This is a genomic window from Geobacter psychrophilus (assembly GCF_056821595.1).
Genome location: NZ_JBXDTU010000004.1, coordinates 666,417 through 681,591, shown reverse-complemented (window position 1 = coordinate 681,591; position 15,175 = coordinate 666,417). Strand labels below are relative to the sequence as shown.

12 protein-coding genes are annotated in these 15,175 nt (G+C 47.8%); all 12 read right to left on the bottom strand.

Features of this window, described 5'->3' with window-relative positions; genetic code table 11:
* Window positions 1-91: 91 nt before the first annotated feature.
* The 12 genes from ACOCF6_RS05395 to ACOCF6_RS05340 all read right to left on the bottom strand — a co-directional run bounded on the left by ACOCF6_RS05395 (window position 92) and on the right by ACOCF6_RS05340 (window position 15,172).
* Window positions 92-1,255 carry a glycosyltransferase family 9 protein gene (locus tag ACOCF6_RS05395; RefSeq protein WP_482459369.1) on the bottom strand — a complete coding sequence of 388 codons (1,164 nt, stop codon included), beginning with the start codon at window positions 1,253-1,255 and terminating at the stop codon, window positions 92-94.
* 26 nt (window positions 1,256-1,281) lie between these two features.
* A complete protein-coding gene (locus ACOCF6_RS05390) occupies window positions 1,282-2,214 on the bottom strand; it encodes a glycosyltransferase family 2 protein (protein ID WP_482459368.1) in 933 nt (310 codons plus the stop codon).
* Window positions 2,208-3,170 carry a glycosyltransferase family 2 protein gene (locus ACOCF6_RS05385; RefSeq protein ID WP_482459367.1) on the bottom strand — a complete coding sequence of 321 codons (963 nt, stop codon included), beginning with the start codon at window positions 3,168-3,170 and terminating at the stop codon, window positions 2,208-2,210. The genes ACOCF6_RS05390 and ACOCF6_RS05385 overlap by 7 nt, the downstream gene beginning before the upstream one ends.
* Before the next feature lie 3 nt (window positions 3,171-3,173).
* On the bottom strand, window positions 3,174-4,199 hold the full coding sequence (locus ACOCF6_RS05380; protein ID WP_482459366.1) for a glycosyltransferase family 2 protein: 1,026 nt from the start codon (window positions 4,197-4,199) through the stop codon (window positions 3,174-3,176).
* Between the two features lie 40 nt (window positions 4,200-4,239).
* Window positions 4,240-5,385 carry a DegT/DnrJ/EryC1/StrS family aminotransferase gene (locus ACOCF6_RS05375; RefSeq protein ID WP_482459365.1) on the bottom strand — a complete coding sequence of 382 codons (1,146 nt, stop codon included), beginning with the start codon at window positions 5,383-5,385 and terminating at the stop codon, window positions 4,240-4,242.
* A 44-nt stretch (window positions 5,386-5,429) separates the two neighbouring features.
* A complete protein-coding gene (locus tag ACOCF6_RS05370; protein WP_482459364.1) occupies window positions 5,430-6,839 on the bottom strand; it encodes a B12-binding domain-containing radical SAM protein in 1,410 nt (469 codons plus the stop codon).
* A gap of 175 nt (window positions 6,840-7,014) precedes the next feature.
* The gene (locus tag ACOCF6_RS05365; protein ID WP_482459363.1) at window positions 7,015-7,857 is read right to left on the bottom strand and encodes a hypothetical protein; all 843 of its coding nucleotides are present in this window, start codon (window positions 7,855-7,857) and stop codon (window positions 7,015-7,017) included.
* 58 nt (window positions 7,858-7,915) lie between these two features.
* Entirely contained in the window at window positions 7,916-8,803 is an 888-nt protein-coding gene (locus ACOCF6_RS05360; RefSeq protein ID WP_482459362.1) for a methyltransferase, TIGR04325 family, read from the bottom strand.
* 40 nt (window positions 8,804-8,843) lie between these two features.
* Window positions 8,844-10,178 carry a flippase gene (locus ACOCF6_RS05355; protein WP_482459361.1) on the bottom strand — a complete coding sequence of 445 codons (1,335 nt, stop codon included), beginning with the start codon at window positions 10,176-10,178 and terminating at the stop codon, window positions 8,844-8,846.
* Window positions 10,179-10,334: 156 nt separating this feature from the next.
* Window positions 10,335-11,819, bottom strand: a complete 1,485-nt coding sequence (locus ACOCF6_RS05350) for a B12-binding domain-containing radical SAM protein (protein WP_482459360.1) — start codon at window positions 11,817-11,819, stop codon at window positions 10,335-10,337.
* 96 nt (window positions 11,820-11,915) lie between these two features.
* The gene (locus ACOCF6_RS05345) at window positions 11,916-13,892 is read right to left on the bottom strand and encodes a hypothetical protein (RefSeq protein WP_482459359.1); all 1,977 of its coding nucleotides are present in this window, start codon (window positions 13,890-13,892) and stop codon (window positions 11,916-11,918) included.
* Between the two features lie 71 nt (window positions 13,893-13,963).
* The gene (locus ACOCF6_RS05340) at window positions 13,964-15,172 is read right to left on the bottom strand and encodes a DegT/DnrJ/EryC1/StrS family aminotransferase (RefSeq protein WP_482459358.1); all 1,209 of its coding nucleotides are present in this window, start codon (window positions 15,170-15,172) and stop codon (window positions 13,964-13,966) included.
* Window positions 15,173-15,175 lie beyond the last annotated feature (3 nt).

Here is a 15,175-nt window from a genome sequence, read left to right as displayed (position 1 = left end):
GCTGAAAGCCGGCGTTCAGCAATTACAGCAGAAACATTTTTCATTATGTCCTCTTTTTCCCATTGTTAAGCGCTTATGCTACATCCGGCAGTCAATCTATTGGAAGCTTCTGTTGTTTTGAAAGCCTCTGGCACGAAGTAAAAACCTCATCGACAGTGATTTTCTCCATACACCAGCCGGCGACTCGGTTATGGCAGGTTCCACGCTGTACGCAGGGGTAGTCGCTGCAAGAGCTGTCATGGTGCAGGATCAGCCCTTCGCCGGTGTGAGCGAAGCGTTTAGCGTCACCTGGTCCGAACAGCTGCACGGTATTGCAGCCGGCGGCAACTGCCAGATGGAGCAGCCCGCTGTCGCTGCAGACAGCCAGGTGGCAGAAACTTAAAGCAGCAGCTACGTTATCCAGTTCGCCTGCAAATGAAAAAATTCCCTCACTGCTTTCTTCCTGCATTGCATCTTCAATGATCCAGAGTACCTGAAACCCAAGTTCCTGCCGGACCCTTTGAGCAAGTTCCCGAAAACGCTCGCGTGGCCACTGTTTCCATTGCCAGAGCGCTCCCGGGCAAAGTGCCGCTATCGGACGATCCATGTCAATGCCGGCGGTCCGCAAGTGACTCATGACTTGTACGCTCGCTAGCGGGCGAGGCCAGTCCTTAACTCTGGAAAACTTGATTTCAGGCACACCCGCAGTCGCCTGGGCGACAGAAAGGGTTCGTTCCGTCTCATGAACAAGGGAGATATTGATTGGATCAGTCAGCAACCGTAAGCCTCCGCGCGAAGCTTGAGCAATGCGGGTGGGTGGAGCAATGAGCCAGAGCAGAAAAATGGAGAGCAGGTCGCCACGCAAATCTATTCCGATGTCAAAGCCTTGTTGTCGTAGGTTGCCCGTCAAGTGAAGATCCGTTTTCAATCCCCGAAGTCCTTTGCCGCGAAACAGGCCAAACAGACCGGAATCCCATGGTATGATTTCGTTAATCCAAGGGCATTCACGGTAAAGAGGCGTTGTCCATGGACCTGCTGCAAGAGCAATCCAGCAGCCGGGAAAATGCTCCCGCAGCAGTTGGAGAGCGGGCCATGAGCATACATTATCTCCGATTCCATCCAGACGCAGCAGGATGATTTTTTTAGTCAGCTCAGCATGGAGTGGTAATTGAGGTGTCGGTTGCAGTGGAATCAGCATCTTTGACAGTAGATCACCGGCAGCCATGACCAGACGTGACAGTAATGATGGGCTATCGTAGGTATGAAAAAGTTTCATCGTACGTTCCTTGGGATGAGTACAGTTCAACCAAGCAGAATCTCTCGCCGCTCTTTGAAGAGTTTACGAAAATTATCCCGGTTCAAAAGCTGGAAGTCCCGGCTGTCAATACCTCGATTCAGCCAGATCGAACGCAGGAGAGCATAGAACAATGAAGTGGCAATAAGCAGAATGCGTGAATGTGACAGAGTGGCAGAGAGCTGTTGCCGACAGCAGCCGTACACCATATTGAACGGCGCCCAGGAAAAATGCTTCATGGCAACCCGAAGCCCCTCTTCGTGATTGTCCTGGAGACCATCATTCCGCTCGGTTTTGGTGGCATCATGCAAACGGTAACAGGAGAGTAAACGTGGCAGATATAGGCAGCCAAACTGTTTGCAGATCCTGATGCTCAGGTCATAGTCCATTGCGAAATGCAGTGAATCATCCAGTCCGCCGACAAAATCATAGACATCTTTGCGAAAAAATGTCGATGGCTGGGGAATGAAATTGAAGTAGGCCAGTCGTTTGAAATCGAAGGCATCAGCTGGATATCGACCTAAATGCTCTCCATTGGCATCACAGTAGCTGGCGTCTCCGTAGACCAGTGAAACGTGCCGATTAGTGTGAAAGAAGTCGCTTACGGCCTGCAACACTCCCGGAAGATAGCAGTCATCCGAGTTGAGCCAGGCCATTACTGATCCCCGCGCCTGCAGAAAACCTTTCTTGATGGCATCTGCCTGCCCGTTGTCCTGTTGGCTGCACCAGCGAAGCGTGATCCCATGGCATTTTACCGGCCACTCGTCTGACTCAAGAAGTTTCTGATAACGCTGAATTACGGCAACGGAATCATCTGTTGAGTTTCCATCCATGATGATATAATCGATGGAGAACAAACCTTCTTGACTGATGACGCTCTCAATGGTCTGCGCCAAAAATGAACCCTGATTGTATGAAGGTGTGACGATGGAGATTACCATCTGAACAGTACCATTGCGGCAGTGACGAATCCGTTACTGTAAAAAAAGCGATATTTCAGGATATAATATTTCTGTCGTATCTTGCTGTAACTATCCAGCATAGCGAAGGTATGAATCATCGTACGCACCTCCGTCGGCAGTTCTGCCGAGTACCTCTGCAAAAATACCCACGCCTGTTTTCTGTAGGTGGTCAATTTTTTTTCACGACTGAGTAAAAGTTCTTTCCTGAATGCCGGCGAGAGGAAGTTTATGAAATCCTTATACAGACTCCACCGCTCTACGCCGCAGACATTCAAGCCGTGTTGGCGATAGAGTACCGTCGTCTCCGGCAGATACACGTTTTTGCCGAATACGGCGGCGACAAGGCTAAGCCACCAATCGTGCATGGCAGCGTCTGCCGGAATTGGAGAGGCCTTCTCGCGAAGCGCTCTATTTATCATGACAGTACAGCCGGTAGGGATATTCTGGAGCAGAAGTCTGTTCAGATTGCTGACATTAGCGGGGTCCAGCTGCTGATATTCCCAGACCGAGTCGGCGCGCATGGTGCTGCCGTCCTCATCGACAACAGCCAGATCCGTGAAGACCAGAAGAGGCACCTCACAGCTGCCGCTCTTTTCCCGTTCACGCATTTTAGCAAAAGTTACGGCAATCTTGTGCGGCAGCCAGATATCGTCCTGGTCGCAAAACATGATGTAGTCAGCAGTGGCATGGTCGAGCAACAGTGAAAAGTTTCTGACTACCCCGACGTTCTGCTCACTATTGTCCAGCAGGGTGATTTTGTCCGGGAATTTTGAGCGGTATTCGTTGATGATGGCGGGAGTCTCATCACGGGAACAATCATCCCTGATGAGCAAACGCCAGTCGCAATAGTTCTGCCCGATAATAGAGTCCAGCTGCTCACGCAGGTATTTTCCGCCATTGTAGGTAGCCAGCAGGATGTTGATAGTGTCTGACATAGTTTATGGTTGTACTCTGAATTTACCTAAAATAAACCGGTAGCAGTGTATCTGGATTTTCAGAAATGCCATGGTACATTGAAAATTCCAGGCCCCTGATTCAATGATACAAATTTTGCGGCTGGATGCAGCTTCTCTGCTAATTCGTTGTATGGCGCGATATCTGGCGCTGATCCCCTTATTCCCTGCACCGATCTCATGCAATACTAATTTAGCCGCGAAAGAGACCAGATGTATTTTGCAGAGTCCGATGAGGATTGCAGCAATGTTGTTGCATTGTGCAATGCGCCGCAACGTATCCCCGCACCGGTGAAGAAGATTTACCCCGGCCTCAAGGTATTTTTCCAGATCCGTGTTGGTTTCTCCCCAGGAATCGGAATGTGCCCGGAATACTACTAAAGGAATGTCCCGATATACAATTCTATCAAATGCCCCGCACCTCACCAGAAAGAGGTATTCGCAATAAAGCCCGATGGCAGAGTCACACAACTCTTCGACTCCCCCTACGCTACTGGTAAGAACAGCCGTATCGAACATCCCGCAGGTGGAGATCAATTTAAGTTGTCCCGTGAAATAGGCATCAAGAAATTCGGCGCCATTCAGGATTGTTACTTTGCCGGTGGCCGGCTTTGGATCGAGAGTTACGTCGGCATCATCAATAACCCGGTAAGAAGTATAGAGGGCAGGAGGAAAGTCTGTCTCATGAAGCGTTGTGTGAGCTGCAAGCAGAAAGTCGGGCTCATGGAGGTCATCGTCGAACAGCCAGGTGAAATAGCGTCCACGTGCGGCCGCCAGTAAGGAGTTCATGTTGCCAACTTCCCTCAGGTTGACCGGATGGTTAATAAAAGAAATGCGCGGGTCCGTTATTCCGAGCGTTTCGCCGGTCAGGACCTCAGAAGTATAGTCATTGCCGACAATCACTTCAAAATCAGTGAAACTCTGGGCGAGGATAGATTCGAGGGTTTTCCGCAACAGTCCATGACGGTTGTAGGTGGGTACACCGATGGTAAAAAATGGCTGTGAACTCAATCGGAATCCTTCGGATTATATTGGAGTGAATTCTGTGACCCTACCAGCCGGATCGGATAACGTCGCATATTTTATCGACATGATCAAAATTGATTTTTGTATGCAGCGGCAAAACAAGATATTTGTCCTCGACAAAGTCCATATTCGGAAGGTTATTGCGTCTGCCCCCAAAGACGGTGTAACGGTCGTTGCGGTAATGGACCTGATTTGATTCAATACCCTTCGAGCGAAGTTTTGTCTGCAACTCTCGCCTATTTTCAACAAGGATGGTAAATATCCAGGCAGCATGCTCTCGATCAGTGAATCCATCTCCGACAATCTGTATTCCCGAAACCCCGCGCAGGTTTTCACAATACCTTTTGAATAGACTTTGACGTAACGCCAATACCTGGTCGAACTCAGCCAATGCTGCAAGTCCCATGGCGGCGGCAATATCAGTCATCTGGTATTTATAGCCGATTTCAGTGATGTCGTTGTCCCAGTTCCCCATCTGCTTGGCGGTACGGTCAATGCCGAACCATCGAACACGGCGCGCCTTCTCCAGCAGGCCGGCATCACTCAGAAGCAGCATCCCTCCGTCTCCAGTGGTCATCTGTTTGATGGCCTGAAAAGAGAACATGGTGAATTCTGAAATTGTTCCTATTGTTTTGCCGCGATATGTCCCACCTAAGGCGTGGGCCGCGTCCTCAATAATCGGTATACCTCTTTCAGCAGCAATTCCGGCCAGTTCGTCCAGATCGCACGGCAGACCGCCGTAATGCACACAGATTATTGCCTTGGTTTTGTCGGTGATTAATTGTTTGACGTGTCCGGGATCCATGTTTAATGTCCCCGGCTGGACATCGGCAAATTTTATCTCGGCTCTTTCATACAAAAGCGGAATATTGGTCGCCGCACAGGTAAAAACTGGTGTGATTACTTCATCACCGGGCTGGATTCCCGCAAGGATATAGGATAAGTGCAAGGCATCAGTCCCGGAACCGACAGCAACAGCTGCTCTGCCGTTTCCGAACCGCGCGCCGAAGTGGTTTTCGAACTCGTCTACCTTCGGCCCTTGACCAATCCAGCGTGTGTGCATAGTCTGAAGAACCATCTCGATAGCAGATTCGGAAATGTGCGGATGAAACAGAACTATATTATCGGTACCCATGTCCATTAATGACATATCTCTGGCATCATTTTTCACGTTGATCTCATTTCTTGAATGTATATTGAGTGCTGTATGGCCGGTTAATGTACCAACTTCATGCCGCGTTGAATATCACTAAATATCTCTTTCCCTGTTTCGCCCAGTCTGTCAACCACACATTCATAATAACGTTCCATGGAGATCGCTTGAGAGGTGCTATCAGATAAATCGATATCGAGTAATGCCCGCATCCATCGTTCGTCAATATTATATTTAACAAAAAAAGTTGCAAGCTTACAGATATTTCTAAGTCTTTGTGTCACAGCAGGAGGAAATGCTATGGCCGGAATACCGGTGTTGGTGTCACCTAACGCAGTATCATTCAAATGCCAGTTGTTGTCAGTGCAGTATTTTTCCATTTTTGTTCCCGGATAAACCTGTAGCGGGTAGACGGAACAGATACTTCCCGGACCAATCCGTTGCAACCCCTTAACCGTTTCCAGGGCGTCTTCGACCGGATCGGGTACAGGCAGGCCGACAATAGCCTGAAGGTTTACCGCATAGCCAAAAGAAACCAGGCGGTCATAAGCCCTCTTCATGTTTTCTTCGCTGTCCCAGGGTCTGTTCAGAATTTTCAATGACTCCGGCCGGATTGCCTGGACACCGATGCCGATGCAGTTAACGACTTTTTTCAGGGTTTTCAGGGCCTGATCAGAAGCTTTCAATGTCAGGGCGGACGTAGATGAAACATACATCGGTACGCCAATTTCCTTTTGCCACGCATCTACAAACTCCGGCAGCCACGTTTCAATGTCAGTCCCGCAGAAAATATCATCATCCACCCATTCAATTTCTTCAGTCTTGCCAAGCCTTAAAATTTCCTTTGCTTCTTCAATAAGAACTGGAATCGGGCGCCTGGAAAGATAGTAGTGCTTATGAGCTTCTCGCCCATAGATGTCATGCAGATGCCCGGTGGACGAGCTGCAGTAGGAGCAGTTCCATGGGCAGCCAAGCATGGAAAGCATGAATTTTCGGTAACGGGATGCCAGTCTGGGGATGTCGCGGTAATACTCTTTTCGTGCCGGCATGGGTAAATCATCAGGGGTGGTAAGTTTTGTCCTGATCAGCCCTTTTTCACCGGCCAGTATTTTATCAATAGAGCCTCGTACCGGCCCGACAACAACAACGTCAATTTCTGGCAGGTCAACAATATCAGGTGCTGAACTGGCATGGTGTCCGCCAAAAACGGCAATAACATCCGGCAGTCGTGCTTTTATCTCTCTGGTTAGATTTATGGCCAGGGGAAAATAGCTGGTCAAAGGGGAAAAAAACAGGAAGTCCGGCTGCCAGGCGACAATTGCATCAGCGATATCCGCCATCTGAGCATCGAAGAAGCGGATTTCCTGCCCGAAGAGTAAAAGCTCGCCACCAACAAAAAGGAGGCCGTAGTTTTCCTCGTTTCCAAAACAAACGAGAGAAAAATTTCTCGTATGAAGTTTGTCAGCAAGCATAGATAGGACCTTTCAATAAAGCACCATTTTATTATATTTAAATCGCAGTGCTGGTTATGCAACGATAACCTGCTGTTAGTCATACAAACTACACAGGGGCAGCATCCAAAGTCTGTAATGCCATTCGCTTCTCTACATTTTGCGACTGGACTTAAACATAATTAAGGCAATAAGTCTAAGTGAGGAGCAGTTTTGAGCGCAACGCGGAATAAAGTCTCCTTATTCTCCATGTTGTCAAGTTGAGGAAAGAGGGTTTCGCCGCGACTCTGATGCCTCTCATATAATCGTAAGCAAACCAGTAAAGAGGAACATCGGATTCCATTGTTCTTAACGCATAGCCAAGTTCTTGGATTTCATTTGTAAATGCGACTTCTCCCTGAAGAATAACGTCCTGATAAGTTTGTTCCTCAGTTTTACTAGGATATGGCAGCTTTCCGTGCTTGATGTTCAACTCGTTTAATATTCGGACATGCGTAATTCCGGCTGCATTATGGGCATGTCTCAGGTGCTCTCCTGTTTCTCCGCTGCATCCTTCCATTGACAATCCAATGAACGCAACAAATCCGGTATCGTTTTTCAAAGTAAAATAATCGATTGCCAATCTGAAATAGTTGAAGGTGTTAATCAGAATATCGTCCTCTGTGAAAATCCAGAACTCATATTCGTCCTTATATTTCTGATATGCATCATTGTATGCCCCTAAAGATACTCCGATGTTCGGCCGGTGCAGTACCCTGAAGATACCCGTGAGTGTTGCGGTGTTGTTGATCGAATCGAGGTAGTCGTTACCTTTTTGCCATCCGGTATCGCTATTGACGATGATTGTGTCGCATGGGACCCCCGGATCGACATTTCGTTCCTGTTCTATGTTAAGTTTGAGTAAATCAAGAACTGCTTCCTCTGTAGGAAAATTCTGCGAGTGGATAGCCATCAGAGGTGGATAACCGACAATCATGGTGTTATTTATGACTCTTTTTCTCCCAATGAAACAGGTGGCTATTACTTTGCAATTCTTCATGTGGACAGGGGCTCCAAAGCCGGATTTGAATACTCTGCAAGCTTGATTCCGTGAAAAATCAGGTTGTTTTTCGAAAGAGCCAGCCACGTAATTCACACTGTTCCGGGGCATTTTTTATGAAAGGACGGTCTCCAATGACAAACTCCCGGATAGTTTGAAACCCTGCCTGCTCAACAACCTGTAGCAATTCGTTTTTGTTGAATTGTATGTGCAACAATCGGGTGTTGAAAGCCTTTTGCACAGCGACAAACGATTCCGACTCTTCGATGACCGGCACTCTGGTCAGATAAAGATACGTGCCAATGGCGACCGCTCTCGATATCTCACGCAAGAATTCCTGCCAATGCTCCACATACTGGAGTGAGCCACTGATTATGACAAGGTCGTAGGCATTTTTCAGACATGTGTTGTCGGTATGCCAATGAACTTCGGGGGTCAGCTGTTTACCTGCTTCTGCCATCCTTGGGACTTCCCAGCAATGGTAGCTGAGATCCAGATCAGGAAGCAGTGCTTTGCCTATATGGTAGTAATGGCCAAGTCCGCCGCCATAATCCAGAACAGATGTGGTTGTCTTCTGATTGGCCGCTAGAGCAAGAACGTATCCAAAGGTAATATGGACATTGTGAAATGAAAGATTGTGGGTGACCGTCAGATCGGTATATTCATGGCAAAAACCAAGGGGCCCGGTGCCATGGACGGCGGCACAAAACGCTGCCCATTTATCACTCTCCTCGGTTGCCGCGGCTGAGTTGTTCCATCCTTGGGCTGCATCCTCGCCAAGAAAAGTGTCCCAACCATCGGGTGCATATTCCAGAAGTGGGGTGGGGGGAGGGAAAAACACCGGCAGTAGATGTTTTCTGGCAAAAGCCAATAACATGAGAATCGATTTTTGGATCAGATGCATGATTTTCTTGGTCCGCTCCGGAACCCGCTCGATAGAATTCATCTAATAAATCTTGCGGTGATTTGAATTGCAGTTGTCTCGATTACCATATCTTCGGGTAGAAAATAGCTCTGGTCATCATAATACCTGTCCGGAAAAGAGGTCTGTACAGAAAACAGAGGCCATGTGCGGCAAGCCAATAGGAAACGACAGATGCAATTACCGCACCCATACCGCCAAAACGTGGAATCAGAACAAGATTCAGGGAGATGTTGGCAGCACATCCCAGAAAATCCATGACGAAGTGAAGTCGGGTCCAGTTCATCGCGGTCAAATATTGCCCTCTGACAATAGTCAGGTTATAGAACAGCCCGGCCCAGACCAAGCCGATCAACATTGGTCCGGCTTTGGCGAATGGTTCGCCATATATGAACGGGACCAACCACCCTGCAAGTAAAGTCACCGGTATAGCCACGGCATACGCGAGGAGCGCCATAAGATTATAATATTTTTGCAGGCGGTCATGAAAAAAAACATCACCCAGCTCTCTGGCCTCCACAACTGCCGGGAAAATGGATGTGGCGACCGCCATGGGGATAAAATAAAAAGCTTCGGCAAGCATGGCTGCAATGGCATATATACCGAGTTCTCTGTCGCCGGCTATTTCACCGATAATTATTTTGTCTATGCGCATATAGGCAAAAATGACGATATCGGTGAGCATGAGAGGCCAGCTTTCCCGAAACAGTTCAGTTGCCATTGGAACAGTTGTTCGCCACTCCTTGATGTGGAGAGAGCTGTAACGATAAGCTAGTATCAGACCTATCGACCCTAGTAAAACATCTGCTGTTCCGGCCCAGGCAAATGCCGTCAATGGCGCATGAAAGATGACAAGCGGTATCTTTACTGCAGAAATGAGAAGGCAAGATGTTATTCTTGCGTACACGCAAAACTTTGATTTTACCTGTGATTGGAACCAGAGATCAATGGTTCCGAATGCTTGGAATATCAGACCAAGTGAGGTGATGCCCACCAACAGCAGTGTCTGGCTGTCAGCTGGCCTAAGAACAGTGATTGCCGCCAAAGCCAGAACAGCTGAAGTCAGACCACCAAGAAGCTTCAGTACAAAAGCGCTGCCGAGAATTTCATCCCGTCGGGAGGGATTTTGTAGCAGATTCCTCACGACAATTCCATCCAGCCCAAGCAGGGCGATTGATGAAAAAAGGGTAACTAACGCGATCGCGTAACTGAGCAGTCCGAATCGTTCCGGTCCGAGGTAGCGGGTGACCCAAATGCCGACCAGCAGTCCGACAACCATCTTGAGGATGTTGTCGGCAAAGAGCCACGCGGTGTTGCATATGACGTTCTGTAAGGAGTGACGACCTGCAATTCTTTCTCTGATAATAGTCGGCAGGAATCTGATCCACGTTTGATTCATAGCGTATTATGGTTGCAGTAAAGGAACACTGTCAATCCCATTCATAGGAATATTGATAATCTCTTTTTCGATCTTTAATAATATCGTGTAATTGAATTTTGTTTTATAGATGTAGCATTCCTTTTCTATGACAATGTGTTATGTCGGGCAACTTTATCAATGAGTAAATCTTAAAATTGATCCGGGGAGATTGATTTGTCCCATGCTATGTTCATAGCGTGTGGCTGGCATGCTGGTTGGGTAAGGGATTTTCAGTTTTTCTCTGATTTCGTGGTCAATATCATTTCTCAACTTGACAATTTCGTCCGGCAGCAAGCCATCAGTATATACAAACGACTCATAGCCGATATCTGGATTTCCCTTATAGTAGTCAGAAACCAGTCGATAATCAATGTCCTTGCTATACAAATTGGCCCCATTATAGGAATACACCCACACATCATCCAAAAGTGGATGTGGAACTGCGTCATCATAGTATGGAGTGCCTGGATAGATCGTAATCAACGTGATGTCAAAATCATCGGGTTTAACTTCAAGCAACCAATCCCGGGACATTTGTGCTGTTGCATGAGTTTCGCCCGGATGCCCTAACGACATAAGGGCTTTAACCTTAAGTCCGTTTGATCTTGCAATTTCGACACACGTGGTGTTTTTTTCCACTGTTGTCCTCTTGTTCATATTTGCCAGAATCTCTGGCGATGCTGATTCAAATCCAGTCAGTAGCCAGCGAAAACCCGCCTGGTACATTAATTTTGCCTGTTCATCGTTAAACAGCTGGGACTTCACAAATCCACGCAAGCGGAATTCTACACCCAGGCGAGTTTGAAGCTCGCAAATTCCTGTCAGAAGACCTGTAAAGAGGTTGTGATTGACGTTGAGTTCATCATCATAAAACATGAAGCCTTTGATCCCATAGGTGACATAAAGATGTTCCATTTCAGCCAATACACTCTCCTTTGTACGACTTCGCATGCGGCGAAGAGATGGAGAGTAACGCCCCCCGCAAAAACCACATCCGAACGGGCAGCCCAGTTGAGAGACGATGCTCAACGCACGTTCTCCATCTATGGAGTAGTGATAACTGTCAACATCAATGAGGTGTCTGGCAGGCCAGGGCATCTCATTCAATTCATTGCTCCGTAAAAAAAGGGGACTGTCCGGATTGTCCGCATTGATCAGCTTTGGGGGATTTGACTCAAGAGCCAGAAAAATAGATTTTTCTCCGTCTCCAGCAACAAGAACATCGGATAACTCTTCCAATTCCCGCAAGGTTCTTGTGGCTCGACCATGTACCCCTTTCTTTTGCTCTTTGGCAAACGCTGCATGTACGAGTGTTATGTGAGGTCCGCCTAGAATTATTCTGACTGGCTGGCTGTGTTGTCGAATTCTCTTGATAATTGAAACCGTTGCCGGAAGCTGTGGGGTCGTGACGGTAATTCCAATAACGGAAGTTTGTTTAAGACAGAGGTACTCATCAACAACCTCTTCAAAATTTGCAACCCCTGAAAGGTCTAGAACATCAACCGGATATATTGCTTCAATTGCGGCCGCAACTTTGAGTACCCCTAAACTCATAAAGACTCGTTCGTCACTTAAAAATGGTGATGGGGGTATTATGAAGCATACGCAAGTGTTTTTCATCTCGCCTCCGACCTTACCAAGTTGTCATGTCAGTTTTTGTCGTTCGATACATTCAAGTGAACCGGTCGAAAAGTTAAGCTTCGCAATGAACTGATGTCATTGAGTTTGTCTCTCTAGCAATCGCAAGGTCACCTGAATTCTGTCTTTGAAAAACACCCTGTCCCGCTTATCGCATTCGAAAGAAAGACTAGACACTCTCACCATATCCTCAATGCTTTTTCGCAGATCTAAAAAATTCAGTATGTCAGAATTGTTCTCAAGATACGGGTTCAGCATGAATCCGCAGTCGCCCATTGTTGTGACAAATTTGTAGGAATGTATCTGTTGTTCTCCTTCGAATTGCAGGTTGATATAACAAGGCGGAGGTTTGTAGAAAAATGCCAATAGCTTGCCCACAAGCGTATGCTCTATCGAGACTTCAAGCCATAGCGCTTGTTTGTTCAAGTCTCCCAGCGGTATCGACTGACCGAAATTGAGTGTCTGTTTGCCTGCGATGATATTAAAATGCGCTGGCATGTTGGTGGGCTTTTGCCGCTGCCGGAAAAGCAGGAGTCCGTTCTCAAGCAGAATTGGTCGGTAATTCTCTAACAGAGCACGCTTTGCCAACGCGTCATCCTGGATGAAAAGACGGTTATCAATACCGCCTGACTGCAAAAGAACAAACTCGGGCGCTTTAGCTGGGTCGAGATAAAAATGTTCGTTAGCTTCCTGTAAATAGGTATTTACAGCAGCAAAGGTGATTGGCATGGGGCGCTGCAGGTAGTTAAGCTTATTAAGCAACAGGTATCCTGGCTCGAAGCCGAAGAAGTCAATTGTTGACTGTCCAACTAAGTCTCTTGTTGCTGGAAGCATGTTTGCTGATTGTGCTTCAGCTAGCTGACGTTCCATTTCTTTTGTTTTCGCCAATGGCGAAACAAGCCACGAGACATTGTGGCTCAGATGGTTCCAGAGGCGGATTGGCTTGTAATGGCAATTGTGGATGATGGCAGGAAACGAAATCAGACAGAGTGCATAGACAGCCAGACAACTGCCGATCTTTAACCGTATTCTCGGCGAAGAATCATTCGTTGGCGAAACAATAATCCGGTCAGTATTGAAATAAAATACCGGAACAACGAGCAGCAACGCGGCATAGAAAAAAATAAGCATGTGTTCATCTGAACGCACAAAGCCATGTTTCCATACGATGAAAAGAAATAATGATTCAATTGCCGCTTTGCCGAATTCCGCTTTTGTGTACCACCAACCGCCGATGATTCTGACACTGAACAGCAACAAGATGCCCAATCCGAGTACCAGAGGGGGAAGTGGCGTATTCAGGGCCAGCGCTTCATTATACCCACTGGAAAAGGCAAAAACACCATAGATAAAGCTCGGTAAATTCTTAATAAGCTGACTTGCAAGGATCCAGACAACAGCAAGTGATGCACTGAAAACAACTAGTCCCTGGATGGCGCGAAACGGCTTGCGGCGATACAGATTCTGGGCGGTTATTACCACGACAATTCCGCATGCGAATATGAAAAACGTATTTTTATTCAAACTGAGAAATGCAAGGAAAAACCAGCCTGCCATGCTCAAAGCCCGGAACAGCCGGTCATCGCGATTTTGTAGCAGCCATATCCCCTGAAGATAGATCGTCAGGTATGCCAGATTATCGTGCAAATCCAGATAGTCTCTATTTGATGCATCGCCGAAAGAATAAAAAATGAAAAACCCTGCGAACCAGCAGATTTTAGTCACCGGTGATGTTAGGCGGGTCATCAGCCAGCCTGCCAGAATTACGAGTCCCATTCGGCTGAGGTTTTTAAGTAGTATTTTTTCCCAATGCAGCAGCCCGATGAAGTCATCAGAATACAGCACATACCCGAGTGGTCCGATGTTTTGAAAAACCTCGGTTCCGAATTGAACTTTTTTTGCTGCATAATATTCAAATGTTGCAGCGCTCGATGAGTCATGTGTCGTGTCGAACGGAGCGCGCGGAAATGCCATCAGATGCAGGAACAGCAACCCTAAGGCAAGTGTGAAGAGAACCTTCTTGGTAAAAATACCATTCAGTTTAGGGTAGGACATGTGCTTGAACACTCATGTGTAGGAAGCTGCTATGATGATAATCGTATGATACTACTCGATAAAAAAATCTGTTACTGAAATGGCTCGATAAATGTGTGCAGCGTTTCAAGAAGATACTCCATTTCACTAATCCCTACATCCTGATGCACCCCAACATGGATGCCGTAAAGACCGATATATTCGGCATTGGGAAACTGGCCAGATTTATAGCCGAGATGGGCGAAACCGGGACATTGGGTAGGCATTGAGGCGAACAGGGTGCGGGTCTCGATCCCGTTGGTTTCCAGATGCTTGGTCAGTGCTGCCCGGGTAAATGGTGCCCCCTCGCTGATAATAATCGGGATGGCGTGTGGGCCGATCTTTTCGTGACTTTCCTCCCTGATAGTGGAAAGCCATGGCGCAAAACGTCCGAAGCGATCTAGTACATAGGTCAGGTTCTCGTGTCGTTTCCGGAGAATCTCGCCATAGATTTCCATGGCACCGATGCCGATGGCAGCTTCCATTTCGTTCATCTTGCAGGAGTAGCCGATGCGATCAAAGGTGAAGCGGATATCCTCGCCGCCGTCGCCGCGGAAACGTTTGGCGCAGAAAGTTTCACCGGCATTGAGGGTGCAGTGTTTGCAGGTGCAGTTCCGCCCGTGAGAGCGAAGCGAGCGGAGGATATCACCGAACTCTTCGCTGTTAGTCGTAATGACGCCTCCTTCGCCGGTGGTGATAATGTGGGCCACATAGGTGCTGAAGGCGGCCAGGTCGGCCAGAGTGCCGGCCGGTCTCCCCTTATAGAGTGCCCCGTGTGCCTCGGCAGCATCCTCCACCACCACCAGGCCGTGCTTTTTGGCAATGGCATTGATAGTGTCCATTTCGGCGGGTTTTCCCATCAGGTGTACCGGCATGATGGCTCTGGTTCGTGAGGTGACGGCTGCTTCGATCTGTGCAGGATCAATATTGAGCGTTGTCCGTTCTATATCAACGAAGACTGGCGTAAATCCGGCATGGACGACGGCATTCCCGGTGGCCACGAAAGAGAGAGCGGGAACGATCACTTCGTCACCCCGTTCTGCTCCAAAGTCGTGGAGCAGTGCCAGAGCCAGAATATCTGCATCGGTGCCGCTACTGACAGCAACCGCCTCCTTGACGCCGAGTAATGCGGCAAATCGATCTTCGAATTCCCGCACCAGTTTTCCGCAAGAGATGCGTCTGCTTTCCAGAGACTCGTTGATCAGACGGCAAGCTGTATCGGTTATAGTTATGGTACCGAATGGTATCCTGTATTGCGTCATGGC

Bases quoted from the DNA above. Each gene is read 5' to 3' on its own strand.
- ACOCF6_RS05390 (WP_482459368.1), bottom strand. From the start codon at position 2,214: ATGGTAATCTCCATCGTCACACCTTCATACAATCAGGGTTCATTTTTG.
- ACOCF6_RS05355 (WP_482459361.1), bottom strand. From the start codon at position 10,178: ATGAATCAAACGTGGATCAGATTCCTGCCGACTATTATCAGAGAAAGA.
- ACOCF6_RS05385 (WP_482459367.1), bottom strand. From the start codon at position 3,170: ATGTCAGACACTATCAACATCCTGCTGGCTACCTACAATGGCGGAAAA.
- ACOCF6_RS05395 (WP_482459369.1), bottom strand. From the start codon at position 1,255: ATGAAACTTTTTCATACCTACGATAGCCCATCATTACTGTCACGTCTG.
- ACOCF6_RS05345 (WP_482459359.1), bottom strand. From the start codon at position 13,892: ATGTCCTACCCTAAACTGAATGGTATTTTTACCAAGAAGGTTCTCTTC.
- ACOCF6_RS05340 (WP_482459358.1), bottom strand. From the start codon at position 15,172: ATGACGCAATACAGGATACCATTCGGTACCATAACTATAACCGATACA.
- ACOCF6_RS05350 (WP_482459360.1), bottom strand. From the start codon at position 11,819: ATGAAAAACACTTGCGTATGCTTCATAATACCCCCATCACCATTTTTA.
- ACOCF6_RS05360 (WP_482459362.1), bottom strand. From the start codon at position 8,803: ATGAATTCTATCGAGCGGGTTCCGGAGCGGACCAAGAAAATCATGCAT.
- ACOCF6_RS05365 (WP_482459363.1), bottom strand. From the start codon at position 7,857: ATGAAGAATTGCAAAGTAATAGCCACCTGTTTCATTGGGAGAAAAAGA.
- ACOCF6_RS05370 (WP_482459364.1), bottom strand. From the start codon at position 6,839: ATGCTTGCTGACAAACTTCATACGAGAAATTTTTCTCTCGTTTGTTTT.